14 protein-coding genes are annotated in these 13,431 nt (G+C 70.9%); 4 read left to right on the top strand and 10 right to left on the bottom strand.

Annotated features, from left to right (window positions below; translation table 11 throughout):
* Positions 1 to 31: 31 nt before the first annotated feature.
* From AC068B_RS08560 to AC068B_RS08570, 3 genes are read left to right on the top strand one after another with little or no spacing between them, the layout of a single operon-like run.
* Complete coding sequence (locus AC068B_RS08560; RefSeq protein ID WP_478669934.1) at positions 32 to 550, top strand: carboxymuconolactone decarboxylase family protein; 519 nt, start codon at positions 32 to 34, stop codon at positions 548 to 550.
* Entirely contained in the window at positions 547 to 993 is a 447-nt protein-coding gene (locus AC068B_RS08565) for a carboxymuconolactone decarboxylase family protein (RefSeq protein WP_478669936.1), read from the top strand. Before AC068B_RS08560 ends, AC068B_RS08565 begins: the two co-directional genes overlap by 4 nt.
* Positions 987 to 1,730, top strand: coding sequence for an isocitrate lyase/PEP mutase family protein (locus AC068B_RS08570; RefSeq protein WP_478669938.1), 744 nt, complete (start codon positions 987 to 989; stop codon positions 1,728 to 1,730). The genes AC068B_RS08565 and AC068B_RS08570 overlap by 7 nt, the downstream gene beginning before the upstream one ends.
* Positions 1,731 to 1,785: 55 nt before the next feature.
* Here AC068B_RS08570 and AC068B_RS08575 read toward each other — a convergent pair whose 3' ends face one another.
* The 7 genes from AC068B_RS08575 to AC068B_RS08605 all read right to left on the bottom strand — a co-directional run bounded on the left by AC068B_RS08575 (position 1,786) and on the right by AC068B_RS08605 (position 10,018).
* Complete coding sequence (locus AC068B_RS08575; RefSeq protein WP_478670310.1) at positions 1,786 to 2,745, bottom strand: ABC transporter substrate-binding protein; 960 nt, start codon at positions 2,743 to 2,745, stop codon at positions 1,786 to 1,788.
* Between the two features lie 7 nt (positions 2,746 to 2,752).
* Positions 2,753 to 4,729 carry an ABC transporter permease gene (locus AC068B_RS08580; protein WP_478669939.1) on the bottom strand — a complete coding sequence of 659 codons (1,977 nt, stop codon included), beginning with the start codon at positions 4,727 to 4,729 and terminating at the stop codon, positions 2,753 to 2,755.
* Entirely contained in the window at positions 4,729 to 5,832 is a 1,104-nt protein-coding gene (locus tag AC068B_RS08585; RefSeq protein ID WP_478669941.1) for a quaternary amine ABC transporter ATP-binding protein, read from the bottom strand. Before AC068B_RS08585 ends, AC068B_RS08580 begins: the two co-directional genes overlap by 1 nt.
* Entirely contained in the window at positions 5,829 to 7,364 is a 1,536-nt protein-coding gene (locus AC068B_RS08590) for a GMC family oxidoreductase (protein WP_478669943.1), read from the bottom strand. Before AC068B_RS08590 ends, AC068B_RS08585 begins: the two co-directional genes overlap by 4 nt.
* 122 nt (positions 7,365 to 7,486) lie before the next feature.
* Positions 7,487 to 9,016, bottom strand: a complete 1,530-nt coding sequence (locus AC068B_RS08595) for an aldehyde dehydrogenase family protein (RefSeq protein WP_356251389.1) — start codon at positions 9,014 to 9,016, stop codon at positions 7,487 to 7,489.
* Between the two features lie 217 nt (positions 9,017 to 9,233).
* A complete protein-coding gene (locus AC068B_RS08600; protein ID WP_478669945.1) occupies positions 9,234 to 9,773 on the bottom strand; it encodes a hypothetical protein in 540 nt (179 codons plus the stop codon).
* Complete coding sequence (locus tag AC068B_RS08605) at positions 9,773 to 10,018, bottom strand: helix-turn-helix transcriptional regulator (RefSeq protein WP_150185819.1); 246 nt, start codon at positions 10,016 to 10,018, stop codon at positions 9,773 to 9,775. The genes AC068B_RS08600 and AC068B_RS08605 overlap by 1 nt, the downstream gene beginning before the upstream one ends.
* 93 nt (positions 10,019 to 10,111) lie before the next feature.
* Here AC068B_RS08605 and AC068B_RS08610 point away from each other — a divergent pair, with 93 nt between their 5' ends.
* Positions 10,112 to 10,453, top strand: coding sequence for a hypothetical protein (locus AC068B_RS08610; RefSeq protein WP_478669946.1), 342 nt, complete (start codon positions 10,112 to 10,114; stop codon positions 10,451 to 10,453).
* Positions 10,454 to 10,496: 43 nt separating this feature from the next.
* On the opposite strand, the gene AC068B_RS08615 is transcribed toward AC068B_RS08610, so the two are convergent.
* From AC068B_RS08615 to AC068B_RS08625, 3 genes are read right to left on the bottom strand one after another with little or no spacing between them, the layout of a single operon-like run.
* On the bottom strand, positions 10,497 to 11,357 hold the full coding sequence (locus AC068B_RS08615; protein WP_478669947.1) for a hypothetical protein: 861 nt from the start codon (positions 11,355 to 11,357) through the stop codon (positions 10,497 to 10,499).
* Positions 11,358 to 11,380: 23 nt separating this feature from the next.
* Complete coding sequence (locus AC068B_RS08620) at positions 11,381 to 11,752, bottom strand: hypothetical protein (protein ID WP_478669950.1); 372 nt, start codon at positions 11,750 to 11,752, stop codon at positions 11,381 to 11,383.
* On the bottom strand, positions 11,739 to 13,427 hold the full coding sequence (locus tag AC068B_RS08625; RefSeq protein ID WP_478669951.1) for a hypothetical protein: 1,689 nt from the start codon (positions 13,425 to 13,427) through the stop codon (positions 11,739 to 11,741). The genes AC068B_RS08620 and AC068B_RS08625 overlap by 14 nt, the downstream gene beginning before the upstream one ends.
* Positions 13,428 to 13,431: the final 4 nt, after the last annotated feature.

A 13,431-nucleotide genomic window follows, 5' to 3' on the forward strand; every position in this document is an offset into this window, starting at 1 on the left:
CGTGGGCTACTCCGACCGTACCGTCGACACCATGACGGCGAACACGACCACCCCCACGAACACCCCCTCCGAACCCCACGTCCACGAGCACGCCCCGCGGCTCGCCTGGGCCCAGCACGCCCCCGAGGTCTTCAAGGCCATGATCAAGCTCGACGCGGCCGCCCGTAAGGGCCTCGACCCGGTGATCTACGAGCTCGTCAAGATCCGCGCCTCGCAGATCAACCGCTGCGCGCTCTGCCTCGACATGCACTCCAAGGACGCCATCGCGGCGGGCGAGAGCGTCGAGCGGATCATCCAGCTCAGCGCTTGGGAGGAGTCGCAGCACTTCTACACGGCGAAGGAGGTCGCCGCGCTCGAACTGACCGAGGCGATCACCGTACTCACCGACGGGTTCGTACCGGACGATGTGTACGCGAGGGCGGCCGCGCAGTTCGAGGAGGCGGAGCTGACCCAGCTCATCGCTGCGATCACCGTCATCAACGCGTGGAACCGCTTCGGCGTCAGCACGCGCCAGGTGCCGGGCCACTACAAGACGGGCGACGCCAAGTGAGCGCTCGCACCACGCACTTGGACCGCGGCGTCGCGGGCGCGATGAGCGCGCTGAGCGCCGCCGCGAAGAAGGGCCTCGGCGATCCGGTCCTCGCCGAGCTCGTGATGATGCGGGCCTCGCAGATCAACGCCTGCGCCTTCTGCCTCGACATGCACGTGGACGTCGCCCTGGAGCACGGCGAGACCCCCAAGCGCATCGCGCTCCTGAACGCCTGGGAGGAGGCGGGCGCCCTCTTCAGCGAGCGCGAACGCGCGGCCCTCGCCCTGACCGAGGCCGTCACCGTCCTCACCGAGGGCTCCGTGCCCGACGCGACGTACGAGCGGGCCGCCAAGTACTTCGCCGAAGGTGAACTCGCCCATCTCCTTGGCGTGATCACCGTCATCAACAGCTGGAACCGGCTGATGGTCAGCCGTCGCATCGAGCCCGGAGGCCCCGCATGGTGACCCCCCGCCCCGTCGACACGCTGCGTGCCCTGCACCACGGCCGGGCGCCCGGCGACCCGCTGGTCCTGCCGGGACCGTGGGACGCCGCGAGCGCCCGCGTGTTCCAGGAGGCGGGGTACGAGGCGCTCGCCACGCCCAGCGCGGGCGTCGCGCTCTCCCTCGGGTACGAGGACGGGCAGGTGCCGCCCAGGGAGATGTTCGAGGCGGTCACCCGGATCACCCGGGCCGTCGACGTGCCGGTGACCATGGACGCCGAGACCGGCTACGGCCTCGCGGCCAAGGAGCTGGTGGACCGCCTCCTCGAAGCGGGCGCCGTCGGCTGCAACCTTGAGGACTCCTACGAGGGCAAGGGCTCGACCGGCATCCTCCGGGACCCCCAGGAGCAGGCGGACTGGCTGGCGCAGGTGCGGGAGGCCGCGGGCGACCGGCTGGTCATCAACGCGCGCGTCGACACGTTCGTCCGTGGGGTCGCCGACCCGGAGCGGGCGATCGAGCGGGCCCGCCTGTACGTGGCGGCGGGCGCGGACTGCGTCTACCCCATCCTCGCGCCGACCGAGGCGATCCCCGCGCTGCGGGCGGGCATCGAGGGGCCGATGAACGTCCTTGCGCTGCCGGACGGCCCCTCCCTGCGCGAGCTGGGCGAGCTCGGCGCGACGCGGATCACGTTCGGTCCCGGTCTGCTGCGCCGCACCATGGCGGCGCTGCGCGGGATCGCCGAGGAGCTGGGCCGGGCATGACGATGCCGGGCTCCCGTCCAGCGGGAGCCCGGCACCATCAGGCGTCAGCGGGCGGCTACTTGGGCAGCCACGCCTTCCACTTCGACTCGTTCTTGTCGATCCACGCCTTCGCCGCGTCGTCCGGCGACATCTTCTTGTCGGCGATCATGAGGGAGACCTCGTTCTGGTCCGCCTCCGACCACTTGAAGTTCTTCAGGAACTCCGCCGCGTCGCCGCCCTTCTTGGCGAAGTCCGCGTTGAAGTACTTCTGAAGGGGCGTGTGCGGGTACTCGCACTTGATCTTCGCCGGGTCGGCGTCGCAGCCCTCCTTGTACTTGGGCAGCTTCACCTCCGTCATCGGCACCTTCTCGAAGAGCCACTGCGGCTTGTACCAGTACGTCAGGAACGGCTTCTGCTGCTTGGCGAACTGCTTGATCTGGGTGATCTGTGCCGCCTCGGAGCCCGCGAAGACGACCTGGTAGTCCAGGCCGAGGTTCTTCACGAGGGCCTTGTCGTTGGTGAGGAACGACGGGGAGCCGTCCATCAGCTGGCCCTTGCCGCCGCTCTCCGCGGTGCGGAACTCGTCGGCGTACTTGTTGAGGTTCTTCCAGTCGGTGATGTCCGGGTGCTTCTTCGCGAAGTACGTGGGGACGTACCAGCCGATGTGGCCGGTCACGCCGACGTCGCCGCCGCGCGCCACCGTCTTCTTGTCGTCGATGTAGAGCTTCTCCTGGTCCGGGTGGCCCCAGTCCTCCATGATCGCGTCGACGCGGCCCTGGCTGAGCGCGTCCCAGGCCGGGACCTCGTCGATCTGGACCTTGTCGACGCGGTAGCCCAGCTCGTGGTCGAGCAGGTACGCGGCGACGGCCGCGTCCGCCTGGGCACCCACCCAGGACTGGACGGAGAGCGTCACGGTCTTGGCGCCCGCCGCGTTCGCGAACGGGGACGCCTGCTTGGTCATGTCGGCCTTGCCGCAGCCCGAGAGGGCGAGGAGAGCCGCACCCGCGCTCGCGGCAGCGATCACTCGCGTACGCATACGCATGTCAGGCTCCCTTCTTCGAACTGCGGTCCCGACGTTCCGTGGGCTGCGTCACCCGGTCCAGCATCAGGCCGAGGCAGACGACGGCGATGCCGCCGATCATGCCCACCGCCAGGTCGTTCTGGGCGATGCCGTAGAGGACGTCGTAACCGAGCGCGCCACCGCCGACCATGCCGCCGATGACGACGACGGCGAGGACGAGGACGACCGCCTGGTTGACGGCGAGCAGCAGCGTCGGGCGGGCCAGCGGGAGCTGGACCTGGCGCAGTTGCTGCCAGGTGGTGGCGCCCAGGGACTTCGAGGACTCCATCGCCGCCGGGTTGACCTGGCGCAGGCCCTGCGTGGTGATGCGGATGACGGCGGGCACCGCGTACGCGATGGCCGCGAAGGCCGCGGGGGCGCGGCCGACGCCGAAGAGGGCCACCGCCGGGATCAGGTACACGAACTGCGGCATCGTCTGGAGGACGTCCAGGACGGGCCGGAGCACTCGTTCAAGGCGCTTGCTGCGGGCCGCGCCGATGCCGATCGCGAAGCCGATCACCACGGTGACGGCGACCGCGGCGAGCACCTGCGACAGCGTGTCGAGGGACTTGTCCCACACGCCGAGGACCCCGATGCCCGCCATCGCGAGCACGGCGGTGAGCCCGGTCTTCCAGGTGCCGATCAGCCAGGCGAGGGTGGCGACGACGAGCAGCACCGACCACCAGGGCAGCCACTGCAGTCCGTCGCGGGTCGGGTTGAGGACCCAGGTGGTGAAGTGCGCGGCCCAGTCGGCGGTGCCGCCGACGACGGGGATGCCGGTGTAGAGGTGGTCGACGATCCACTCCTGGCCGGTGTTGACGGGACCGGCGATGTTCGCGGTCCAGCTCTCCGGCCAGTCGAGGCGGTCGGCGAAGCGGGCGGCGAGCGCGACGGCCACGGTCACGGCGGCGGCCACGGACCAGCCGCACCAGCCGCGCAGCGGCGAGGTGTCCTCGGCGTTCGCACCGAGGCGTTCCCCGGCCTCGCCCGTGACGCGGTCGAGGACGACGGCGATCAGGACGATCGGGAGACCGGCGGAGAGTGCCTGGCCGACGTCGACCGAGCCGAGCGCCTGGTAGACGCGGTCACCGAGACCGGCGCCGCCGATCACCGACGCGATGACGGCCATCGAGAGGGCCATCATGATCGTCTGGTTGAGGCCGAGCAGGAGTTCCTTGCGGGCCAGCGGGAAGCGCGCGGAGACGAGCCGCTGGCGCCCCGTGGTGCCCAGCGAGGTCACGGCCTCCATGACGACGGGGTCGGCGCCGCGCAGTCCGAGGGCGGTGAGCCGGGCCATCGGCGGAGCCGCGTAGATGACCGTCGCGATGAGCGCGGCGGGCACGCCGATGCCGAAGACCATGGCGACCGGCAGCAGGTACGAGAAGGCCGGGAGCACCTGCATGGTGTCGAGGACCGGCCGCAGGATGCGGAACGTCCGGTCGCTCAGCCCGGCGGCGAGCCCGAGCAGCATGCCGAGCACGACGGAGGCGAGCACGGCGACGACCATCAGCGCGAGGGTCTGCATCGTCGGCACCCACATGCCGAGCAGCCCGCACAGGCCGAACGAGGCGGCCGTGAGCACCGCGATGCGCACGCCCGCGACCCGCCAGGCGACCAGCGCGGCCCCGACGAGGACACCGGCCCAGCCGCCCGCGAGGAGCACCAGGTAGACGGCGCGCACGGACGCCACGATGCCGTTGGAGATGTGGCCGAAGAAGTACACGAACAGCGGGTGGCTGTCGCGGTGGTCGACGATCCAGGTGGTGACGTTGCCGAACGGCTCGGACAGGTCGACGGTGAGTGCGCCCGGCCAGGCGCCGGAGGCCCATTTGGCGTTCGCAATCGGCACGAGGACCGCCGCGGCGACGGCGAGCAGCAGGAGCTTGCCGACGGCACGGTGACGAAGGAGCGCGCCGATTCCCGTATCTCGTACGGGACTGGAGGCGGTGGCGGTGGCCATCAGGCGACCACCTCGCCCTTGCCGGGGGCCGTCTGCTCGGTGCCCGCGACCACGGCGAGCAGCGCCGCCTGGTCCACGACGCCGAGGCAGCGCTTGCCGTCCATCACGCGCACCGGGAAGCCGGAGCGGGCGACGGCCTCGATGGCCTCGGAGACCTTGGCGTCCGGCGCGAGCGCCGCACCGCGGCTCTCCTCATCGGCGTCGGCCGGGCGCATGGCGCTGCGCACGCTCAGCACGTCGGCGCGCACCACGTCGCGCACGAAGTCGCGGACGTAGTCGTCGGCCGGGGAGCCGACGATCTCCTCGGGGGTGCCGACCTGGACGACGCGGCCGTCGCGCATCAGGGCGATGCGGTCGCCGAGCTTGAGGGCCTCGCTGAGGTCGTGGGTGATGAAGATCATCGTGCGGCCCTCTTCGTGGTGCAGGCGCACGACTTCTTCCTGCATGTCGCGGCGGATCAGCGGGTCGAGGGCGCTGAACGGCTCGTCGAAGAGCAGGACTTCGGGGTCCACGGCGAGGGCGCGGGCCAGGCCCACGCGCTGCTGCTGACCGCCGGAGAGCTGACCGGGCTTGCGCTGCTCGAGCCCCTCGAGGCCGACCTTCTTGACGACTTCGAGGGCCTTGGCGCGGCGCTCGGCCTTGCCGACGCCCTGGATCTCCAGGCCGTACGCGACGTTGTCGAGGACCGAGCGGTGCGGCAGGAGACCGAAGTGCTGGAAGACCATGGCGGCGCGGTGGCGACGGAGTTCGCGCAGGCGGGCCTTGTCCATGGCGAGGACGTCCTCGCCGTCGATGGCGAGGGTGCCCGAGGTGGGCTCGATGAGCCGGGTCAGGCAGCGTACGAGGGTGGACTTGCCGGAGCCCGACAGGCCCATGACGACGAAGACCTCGCCCTTGTTGACCTCGAAGGACACATCACGCACGGCGGCGGTGCAGCCGGTCTGCTCGCGCAGTTCGGCGGGGCTCAGGCCGTGCAGCGAGGTGTCGTCCGGTATTCGCTCGGCCTTGGGGCCGAAGACCTTCCAGAGGTTCTGGACGGCGAAGACGGGCCCGGCTGCGGGCGTGTTCTCCTGGTCCGTGGTCATCACGGTGGCCTCGCTCATCGGCCCTCACCACCAAGGATCTCGGCACATTTCTCCCCGACCATGAGCACTCCGATCATCGGATTCACGGCGGGCATCGTCGGGAAGACGGATGCGTCCGCGATACGGATTCCTGCCAGGCCGCGGATCTTCAACTCCGGGTCGACCACGGCGAGTTCATCAGTGGAGGCACCCATGCGGCAGGTGCCCGCCGGGTGGTAGACGGTGTGCGCGGCCTTGCGGACGAGCTCACTGATCTCGGCGTCCTCGGTGACCTCCGGGCCGGGGAACACCTCGCGCTTGAGCCACTTCTTGAACGGCTCGGCCTGCGCGACCTTGCGGGCCAGCTTGATGCCGTCGACGAGCGTCTGCCCGTCGTAGTCACCCTCGTCCTCGAAGTACTTGAAGTCGAGGGCGGGCTTGACCTCCGGGTCCGCCGACGTCAGGTAGAGACGGCCGCGGGCACGGGACTTGGGGATGTTCGGGGTCATCGACACACCGTGCTCGGGGCGCTCGTAGCCGAGACGCTCCGGGTTGTCGGTGAACGGGATCTGGTAGAAGTGGAACATCAGGTCCGGGCCCTTGTGGGCCGGGTCCCGCTTCACGAACAGACCGGCGTCCGAGTCCATCGCGGAGTTGCCGGGCAGCGGCCCGTTGGTCTCCCAGACGATGACCGACTCGGGGTGGTCGATGAGGTTCTCGCCGACGCCCGGCAGGTCGTGGACGACCGGGATGCCGAGGGCTTCGAGGTCCTGCTTCGGGCCGATGCCGGAGTGCATGAGCAGCCGCGGCGTGTCGACGGCACCGGCGCAGACCAGCACCTCGCGGCGGGCGGTGAACAGCTTCTCCACACCCTCCTTGGTGCGGATGTGGACACCGCGCGCGGTCTTGCCTTCGAGCTCCAGCCTGGTGGCCCAGGTCTCCAGGAAGAGGTGGAGGTTCGGGCGGTCACCGGCCTCCATGTGGGGGTGGAGGTAGGCGACGGACGCGGAGGAACGCTTGTTGTTCTCCGGGTGGTACGAGAGGTCGAAGAAGCCGACGCCCTCGTCGAAGGGCTTGTCGTTGAAGCCGATGACCTCGGGGACGCCCAGCGCGGTCTTCGTCGCCTCGACCCAGTCGGTGGCGATCTGGTTCTGGTCCTTCTTGGCGACGCGCACGACGTTGTTGCGCAGCTTGCCGAAGTAGGGGTCCATCGCCTTGGCGTTCCAGCCGGTGGCGCCCGCCGCCTCCCACTCGTCCCAGTCGGACGGCAGGGGCTTGAAGGAGATCAGGGTGTTGTGCGACGAGCAGCCGCCGAGCACCTTGGCGCGGCTGTGCAGGATGTGCGAGTTGCCGCGGGGCTGCTCGGTGGTCGTGTACTCGTAGTCCAGCTCGCCGCCGAGCAGGCCGAGCCACTTGCGCAGCGTGAGGACGTCCTCCCGGTCGATGTCGCTCGGGCCGCCCTCGATGACGGCGACGGTGACGTCCGGGTTCTCGGTGAGGCGGGACGCGATCACCGAGCCTGCGGTGCCGCCACCGACGATGACGTAGTCGAACTCGGTCTGGTCAGACATGCGTACGTGCTCCTCTTCCTGCGAGGTCGTGCCAAGGTGCTTGCGCGTAATGAGCGGGGGGTGCTTGAACGTGTTGCGCGGGGCGGACTTCCCGCCCCGCGCGTACCTCTGTCCGGCCTGGGTCAGCCGGCGAACCAGCGCACCGGCTCCGGGGCCAGGTTCTGGTAGATGTGCTTGGCCTCGCGGTACTCGGCGAGACCCGCGGGACCGAGCTCGCGCCCGACGCCGCTCTTGCCGAAGCCGCCCCACTCCGCCTGCGGCAGGTAGGGGTGGAAGTCGTTGATCCAGATGGTGCCGTGGCGCATCCGGCGGGCCATGCGGCGGGCGCGGCCCGAGTCGCTGGTCCACACGGCGCCCGCGAGGCCGTACTCCGTGTCGTTGGCGAGCGCGACGGCCTCGTCCTCGGTACGGAAGGTCTCGACGCTCAGGACAGGACCGAAGACCTCTTCCCGCACGACCTTCATCTCGCGGTGGCACTGGTCGAGCACGGTCGGCTCGTAGAAGTACCCCTCGGCGGGGCGCACCTCGCTCGGCTCGGGCCGCTTGCCGCCGGAGCGCAGCACGGCGCCCTCCTCCAGGGCGGAGGCGACGTACATCTCGGTCTTCTCGCGCTGCTGCTGCGAGACGAGCGGACCGCACTCGACGCCGTCCTCGGTGCCGCGCCCGAGCTTGATCTTCGCGGCCCGGCGGGCGAGCTCGGCGACGAACCGCTCGCGGACGGACTCCTCGATGATGAGGCGGCCACCGGCGGAGCAGACCTGCCCGCTGTGGATGAAGGCGGCGTTCAGCGCCTGGTCGACGGCGGTGTCGAAGCCCTCCTCCGTGGCACAGGCGTCGGCGAACACCACGTTGGGGTTCTTGCCGCCGAGCTCCAGGGCGACCTTCTTCACGCCGAGCGCGGCGGCCTGGGCGACCTTGGTGCCGGAGACGAGGCCACCGGTGAAGGAGACCAGGTCGACGTCGGGGTGGTCGGAGAGCCGGGCGCCGACGGTGTGGCCGGGGCCGGTCACGATGTTCGCGACTCCGGCGGGGAGACCGGCCTCGACGAGCAGCTCGATCAGCGCGACCGTCGTCAGCGGAGTGACCTCACTCGGCTTGATGACGAAGGTGTTGCCCGCGGCGAGTGCGGGCGCGATCTTCCAGCTGGCCTGGAGCAGCGGATAGTTCCAGGGCGTGATCATCGTGCAGACGCCGATGGGCTCGTGCACGACGACGCTGTGGATGTCGTCGGACCCGGCGTCGACGACGCGTCCGGCGCCTTCCCCGATCACCAGGTCGGCGAAGTAACGGAAGGCGTCGGCGACGCAGTCCACATCGACACGGCCCTCTTCGAGGGTCTTGCCCGCGTCGCGGCTCTCGAGGAGCCCGATCTCCTCGCGGTCACGTACGAGGAGGTCGGCGACGCGGCGCAGGAGCGCGGCGCGCTCGGCCACGGGCGTGGCCGGCCAGGAGCCTTCGTCGAAGGCCTTGCGGGCGGCTGCGATGGCGGCGTCCGCGTCTTCCGATCCGCCCTCGGCGATCACGGCGAACGGCTTGGCATCCGCCGGGTCGAGGATCTCGCGGGTGGCGCCGGAGGTGGCGGCACGCCACTCTCCGCCCACATGGATGGTCTGTTGTGCGGACACGTCCCGTTTGCCTTCCGTTCCTGTCATATGCCCCGCCTGTCACTCGCGGTAGCCGGGTGCACCTGCCCTGAGGGGGAGAAACCATGCCTGTCTCATGGCCGAAAGTGCGCCGTGTCACTGCGCGTGGGGGCACTCGGAGCAAAACATACGCTCGATGCCCACTCGGTCACCGCAGGTGACGAAATGATCGGAACATTGCGCCCGGGAATCCCCCGTAAGCGCGACTTCAGAAGACGCGGGTCGCTCAGTCGTCCGCGAGATCGCCCGCAAGGTCGTCCGCGGGCTCGTCGGCGGCCGTCAGCCCGGCCAGCCACAGCGGCATCAGCCAGTGCACGACGAACACACTGAACAGCACCGGGAAGATCAGCCCCTCGATCTCCACCCCGGCGAACCCGAGGCCGCCCACCAGGACGGTCGCGGCCAGCAGGAGCCACATCATGACGTACTGCGCGCGGGCCGCCACGCGGTTCTTCTCGGCGCGCTGTCGCTCGTCGAGGGCGCGGACCCGCAGTTCGAGGAGGCCACGGGTCGCACCGTTGATGACGCCGGTCGCCACGCACCAGGGCAGCAGGACCCCGAGCATTCCGAAGGTGGCCCAGCGCTCGTCGCCGAGCACGGAGTAGAGCCAGCACGCGATGCCGACCGCGGTCAGCACCATGTGCGTGACGACGGCGGCCCGGCGGCGAGCCGCGGTGGCGTAGAGCGGGGCGGCCTCGCGACGGTTCATGATCGCGTACATGCGCCGGTCGTAGCCGGTGATGGTGGGCTGCTCGTCGGTCTTCATCAGTGGTCCCTCCCGTAGACCTCGTCCGTGAGCGGGCGGAACGGTTCGAGGGAGAACAGGGCCTCGACCGGCAGCGCGAAGTGCTTCGCGATCTTCAGCGCGAGGTCGAGGCTCGGGTTGTACTGCCCGCGCTCGATGTAGCCGATGGTCTGGTAGTGGACTCCCACCGCCTCGGCCAGGCTCTGACGCGACACCTTCCGTTCGGCGCGCACCATCGCCAACCTGTTGTGCACTTGCTCGCTCATGTATAAGTAGTACTACATTCACGAGTACGACAGCAATAACCCGGGCGGCAATGACCCCGGCGGCAAGAGCCACGAGGACAGGGAGCGGAAGACATGTTCGGCACCAAGCGGGAACTGACGGTGATCGCCCTGCGCGACACGGACGCGGTCGCGGACGAGCTGCGCGAGGCGCTCGCGACAGCCGACGAGAGGGACCGCCCCGGCCTTGAGCGCGCGGCGGCGCTCCTCGCCCGCACGGCCGCCGTCCCGGACTCCGAGATACGCGGCCGCTGGGCCCTGCGCCGCATCACCGACGCCGGGTACACGGGCCGCGCCGACTCCGTCCACGCGGTCAAGGTCCTGCGCCGGGCCGAGCCGGGCCTGAGCCTGGCGTCGGCGGTGCAGCTGTCCAAGGAGGCGGCGGCGTTGCAGGCGGCGGGCTCGTCTCACGCATGAGCCGGGGGCGCCTCACTCCCCCCACCAGCAGGTCGCGCGCCGGTCACCGGCCGGGCCTGGGCAGGAAGAAGTCCAGGGCGATCTTCGCCCTGCTTCGCTGTAGTGGCCACTCGTCGGCGGGCCCGTCGACGAGGAGGGCGTACTGAGGGCCGGCGTTCTCGGTCATGAACGCCCAGTCCCAGGCTCGATGCCCGCCGTCGTCCGGCCTGTCGTACGTGAAGGTCAGCATGGACGTGATGTCGTTGTACTCGACCAGTTCGTCCTGCCGGTAGGCGGGGAAGGCGTCGCTGCCCTCCTCGAGATCTTCGGACATGCGACGCAGCGCCTCGTAGGGAGTGATCTCCAGGCCCGAGGGCGTGGAGACCTGCAGCCACGAGCGCCCGTCCGGTGACTCGTAGTAGACCTGCACTCCCTCGGTACGACGCTCCCAGCCGCGCGGCACGGCGGTCGCGAAGCCCTTCGGGTCCGCCCGCATCTCGTAGCCCTCCGGCACCGAACTCGTCCGGTCTCCGGGCTCGGGCGTCGGGACGGAGGTGCTCGTCCGGTCTTCGGGCTCGGGCGCCGGGGCGGAAGCGCTCGTCCGGTCTCCGGGGCCGGGCTTCGTGACGGAGGCGCTCACCGCGGGACGGCTGTGCGCCCGGCCGTCCCCGCCGTCGTCGCGGCCCCACACCAGCCACCCACCGCCGAGGCCAACGGCCACCAGGACACCCACCACGACGACGGCGAGATGCCGGCGGGGCGGACGGCCGCTCGGCGGGCCGTACCCGGGGAAGCGTTGCCCCTGGGGCTCCGGGGGCTCCGGGGGCACCGGGGGCCCCGGCCCGTCGGGGCTCCGCGGCGGCACCGGCTCTGCGGCGGGGGCCACGCCCGCTTCCCAGCGCTGGGTCGCGGCGTTCCAGTGCACGGGGTCACCGCGCCCGCCCATGGTCAGCCGCCCAACAGCGCACGCACCGACTCGGCGACCGCCGCACCCGACGCCAGGACCCCGATCCCGGCACCCGCGTCCGCCAGAGCGGTCCGCAGCCGGGCGAGCCTGCCGGGACCTGCGCCGCCCGTCGCCGCGATCTCCGTCTCGGCGGCGGCCAGTTCGGCGTCGAGGGCGGTGGTCCGGCCGTCGACGGCCGCACGCCTCAGGTCCTCGCGCAACCTCCGTACGGCGGACAGCAGTTCCTCCTGGGCCCGGTCACGCCCCGACCCGCCGGCCGCGTAGTACGTCACCTCGTTGCCGTTACCGATCGCCATGGCGCCCTCCACACTGCCGATGTGGATTCCCGCGCCGCGTTCCTCAGGTGTTCCCATGGTCTCCCCCGCTCCGGCGCGCCGCCGTCGTGGCGGTCGCACCACCGGTGTTGCTGGTGACGGTGTTCCGATTGCCGATGGCCAGGGCGCCCACCGTCCCGATGCTCAGCGTGTCGATGGCGAGGTCGACCTTCTTCTCGAACCCCTCGGTCTCCCAGCCCGCTTCGTACAGCGCCCGCCGCACCCCGCCCGCCACCCGGTCCTGGATGGACTTGAGGTAGCGGCTGACGTCCATCTCCTGGAAGAGCGAGGCCCTGTCGTCCGAGCCGAGCTCCCGCACGGACATCCACGGACCGTCGGCGAGGGCCTTCGCATGGCCGCCGGAGGCGATCCGCCACAGCACCCCCGACGCCCGCCACATCGTCACGGCGGCGCGCCCGGCCGAGGCCGGCACATGGCCGAGCGCCCAGACCGTCTTGCCGAAGCGGTTGTTGTGCCGGTACCGGTAGGCGACCCGGTCGGCGTACTGGTACAGCTGCCGCACCGGGCGCAGCACATGAGGGGCGATCTCCAGCATCAGCATCCCGCCCTGGGTGTGGGCCCGGACGAACACCGTCGTGACGATCTCCTCGTCCCAGCCGCCGACCCTGACCCGCAGGAAGTGCCGCCGGGTCTCGCCGCCCTCCTCGACCGAACGGAACCGGTGCTCCTCGAACGCCTCGGGCCCGTACGGCGCCTGGGACCTGCGCGGCAGACCGTCCACCGGCAGGAACACCACCTCGTCGATCTCCAGCTCACGCAGCCGGTCGCGCACGGCGAGGGCGCGGTAGGGCGCACCGTGCGGGGACGGCACGCGCAACGCCTCGAGGAGCGGCACGATGTGGCCCAGGAGCACCGTGTTGTCCAACGGCTCGGGCTGGACGCCCTCACGCGGCCGCAACTCCACCGCCAGGGACCACGGCGCGTACGGCTTGCCCGCCCCGCAGAAGGGGTCCGGCGCCCGGTACATGATCAGGCGCGCCCGCTGCTCGACGTGGATACGGCGACGCAGCCGGTGGAAACGCTCGCCCTCCGCCTGCTCGGCCGGGTCGGCGGCGAGATCCGGGAACCGGGCCCTGGACAGCTCACCGGTCAGCGCCTTGGCGAACTGGCCGCCCTGTGCGGCCACCACCCAGGCCATCAGGAGGGGCAGGGCGAGGGCGAACCACGCCGGGGCCGGGTCCACTCCGCCGGCGCCGGTGTCGATGCCGGTGCCGGGAAGACTGCCGCCGTCCCCGGCGGCGAGGCCGAGGAGCAGCAGGAGCACGAAGACGAGCAGCCCCCGTCCGCCCCAGCGCAGCTGCCACGCCACGACGCGCCAGAACAGGGACGAGCGCCTCGCGATCCCCCGGATCCATCCTGCGAGGACGACCATCGCGAAGGACGGCACGTAGAGCAGGACAAGGCCTCGGGTGAGAGGCAGGGCCGCGATCCACAGCAGGAGGATCACGAGCGCCCAGCCGAACTCGACGCGCCGGGCGCGCAGCGCGTGGGCGAGCACGCGGGTGGCGTCGATGCCGAGCGAGGGCGCGGCGATGCGCTCCTCATGGACGTACAGCTCGTCGATCACCGCTTCCCGGAAGCGGACGTCGACGTAGGTGCCCGCGCACAGGAGCCGGGTTGCCTCGCTCGCACTCGGGTCGCCGCCGGGGCCGGTGAGACTGCCGGTCCGCTGAGGTGTCTGGGTGTGCGTCACGAGT

The sequence above is a fragment of the Streptomyces sp. NPDC042371 genome, from assembly GCF_056437465.1.